Source organism: Nocardia sp. NPDC004722, assembly GCF_053601505.1.
In genome coordinates this window covers 1-2,611 of sequence record NZ_JBSGBY010000877.1, presented here as the reverse complement: position 1 = coordinate 2,611, position 2,611 = coordinate 1, and the positions used below count along the sequence as shown (strand labels likewise).

2 protein-coding genes and 1 pseudogene are annotated in these 2,611 nt (G+C 65.0%); 1 reads left to right on the top strand and 2 read right to left on the bottom strand.

The features are described from left to right. A pseudogene (locus tag ACWELQ_RS43375) lies at positions 1 to 802 on the bottom strand (hypothetical protein); the annotation flags it as partial. 148 nt (positions 803 to 950) lie between these two features. On the opposite strand from ACWELQ_RS43375, the gene ACWELQ_RS43370 reads away from it, so the two are divergent. Then, the gene (locus ACWELQ_RS43370) at positions 951 to 1,850 is read left to right on the top strand and encodes a LysR family transcriptional regulator (protein ID WP_452402795.1); all 900 of its coding nucleotides are present in this window, start codon (positions 951 to 953) and stop codon (positions 1,848 to 1,850) included. A gap of 19 nt (positions 1,851 to 1,869) precedes the next feature. Here the strand turns inward: ACWELQ_RS43370 and ACWELQ_RS43365 are convergent, their stop codons facing one another. Further along, positions 1,870 to 2,289 (bottom strand): PPOX class F420-dependent oxidoreductase, encoded by a 420-nt coding sequence (locus ACWELQ_RS43365; protein ID WP_452402794.1) that lies wholly within the window; start codon positions 2,287 to 2,289, stop codon positions 1,870 to 1,872. Positions 2,290 to 2,611: the final 322 nt, after the last annotated feature.

The window sequence follows — 2,611 nt, the reverse complement described above, 5'->3', positions numbered from 1 at the left end:
GAATGACCTCGGGACTGCCGACACCGAATTTGATCTGCGTGTTGAGACCGTATCGGATGCTCTTCTCGATATCGTCCTCGTTCCAGACGTCGTGATTGTTGTCGACGCCGATCGCGGGCATGTAATTCAACAGCGTGTCCGACAGCGACGTCACACCCCAGTGACAGTTCACGACCCCCGAGTTCGCGCGACCGAGCGCGGATTTGCGGAAATCGTCCGCATTGCCGGTCATATAGGACAGGTGAGCCAGCTCGCCGAGCCCGATGACCGGATCCATCGCCAGCATCGCCTCGGTGATCTCCGGCGTGGTCTTCTTTCCCGGCGCGAAGGCGTACAGGCGGTACGGGAGTGAGTCGTGGTCGGCGAACAGCGCCCGCGCCGCCTCGACCGCCTCGTCACCCGCCGCACTGGCGAAGTCGAGGGTTTCGCCGAAGACCGTGGTCGTACCGCTGGGCACGATCGCCTCACCGAAAGCCGCCGGATGCGCGAGCTGGGATTCGAAATGCAGGTGCGCGTCGATGAGACCCGGAATCGCGTACAGGCCCTGGCCGTCGAAGACCTCACGGAAACGCACGATCGATTCGTCCGGGCTAAGCGCGATGATCCGCCCGCCGTGGACCAGAAGTGTTCCGGGATAAACGCTTTCGCTGTGCACATCGAGAATATGGAGATTGCGCAGCAGCAGGTCGGCTTCCCGCTCGCCCTCCAGGATGCCGAAAATCGTTCGGACGTAATCGTCGTGGGCGGCGACGCTCGCGGCATCGGGGTTTTGGACGTCGGCTGTCGAAATGTGGTCGTGCATGGCGATCCTCACAGTGGTGTTTCCGGTTTTGCCTGGTACCGATGAAACGGCACGGGACCGTTGCCGACAAGCATCCGTTTTTGCACGACGTGTACACATTTTTCGTACGATGTGGCCGAGTTCGTTCGAGCGGCCCAGGAGGTACGCCATGCTTCATTCCCGGTTGCTGCTCTACATCGACGAGGTGGCCCGGCTCGGATCCATCCGAGCGGCGGGCGCGAAGTTGCACGTCGCGCCTTCCGCGATCAACCGGCAGATCCTGCTACTCGAAGCCGAACTCGACCAGCAGCTCTTCGAGCGCCTGCCGCGCGGGATGCGTCCGACCCCGGCCGGTGAGGCACTGCTCACCCACATCCGTCTGACGCTGCGGCAGTACCGCGAGACGGTCGCCGACATCCGCGACCTGCACGCCCTCGGCAGCGGTGAGGTCGTGATCGCCACCATGACCGGCCTGGCCAGCAGTGTGGTCGCCACCGCCGCGGCGGCCTTCCACGCCCGCCATCCCCTGGTCCGGATTTCGATCCGCACCATGGCGACCCTGGACATCCTGCGGGCGGTCGAGAACAGCGAGGCCGATCTGGGTCTCGGCTTCAATATGCCGTCCTCGACGCAGGTCGAGGTCCGCTGGCAGATGAACACCCGGCTGGGGGCCGTGGTCTCCACGAGTCATCCACTGGCCCAGCAGGATACGATCACCCTCGCCCAATGCACGGCGTATCCGGCGATCTTCGCCGACCGCTCGATGGTGATCCACGGCATCGTCGCCGAAGCCTTCACCAAGGCCGGTCTCGACGTGGAACCGGCCTTCCACACCAACTCGATCGAGACGATGAAGCGGCTCGCCATGTCCGGCGAAGCCATCGCCTTCCTCAGCGAGTTCGACGTCGCCGAGGAGGTCCACGACGGCCGCCTCGCCTTCCGGCACGTCCGAGATGCCTTCAGCAACAACATCATCTCGCTCGTGCACCGCAACAAGCACGGTCACGGCCTGGCCCCGTTCCTCCTCGCCGACGAGATCGTGACCGCCGTGAAGCCCCCGGAGTCGTGAGCGCCGGGTTCACCCTGGATCAAGCGGTCACGGTGCGGGTTTCGCCGTCGGGGTTGGCGGGGTCGAGGTGCCAGCTGCGGATGCGGCGTGGGTGGATGCGGATGATGGTGTCGGAGAACCAGTCCGGGGCGACGGGCGGGATCTCGACGGTGAGAATCTCCGCGGTGCCCGTGATGAGAACGCCACGGCCCCATCCAGGTTTGAGCTCGGCCGGGTCGTCGGGAGTCAGGTCGTCGACGGCGAAGCTGACGCTCGGGCTGGCGCGGACGTTGCGGTAGCGCTGGGCCTCCGGGTTGGGGCTGCCGATGTCGATGGTGCCGTCGGGGTTGAGCTGGAAGCCGACGGGAGCGATGAGAGGCGTGCCTTTGGCCGTGACAGTCGCCAGGCGGCCGAGCGGCTGGCTGGTGAGATAGGCGCGCTCGATCGAGGTGAAGGACATGAGAGTGACCGTAGAAGCTGAACAGCGGTTGAGGTCAAGGAGCGCGGCGGTTCGTCTCGCGCGGTGACCTCGTTATCGGCTCCGGGAATGCGACCATGGTTCGACAACGGTGTCCGATCGGGTTCAGCGAGGAGTGCCATGGCGGTAAACGTGGTCGCGCAGCTCAACTTTCGTGGGGAAGCGCGTGAGGCGTTGACGTTCTACCAGTCGGTGTTCGGCGGTGAACTGCCGGGTCTTGCAGGTCGGTGACGGTGACGCCACTGACCTCACGCCGCAACAGCACGGGCTCGCCCCACACCAGCTGTAGCCCCACCGTCGGCAG

Bases quoted from the DNA above. Each gene is read 5' to 3' on its own strand.
- ACWELQ_RS43370 (WP_452402795.1), top strand. From the start codon at position 951: ATGCTTCATTCCCGGTTGCTGCTCTACATCGACGAGGTGGCCCGGCTC.
- ACWELQ_RS43365 (WP_452402794.1), bottom strand. From the start codon at position 2,289: ATGTCCTTCACCTCGATCGAGCGCGCCTATCTCACCAGCCAGCCGCTC.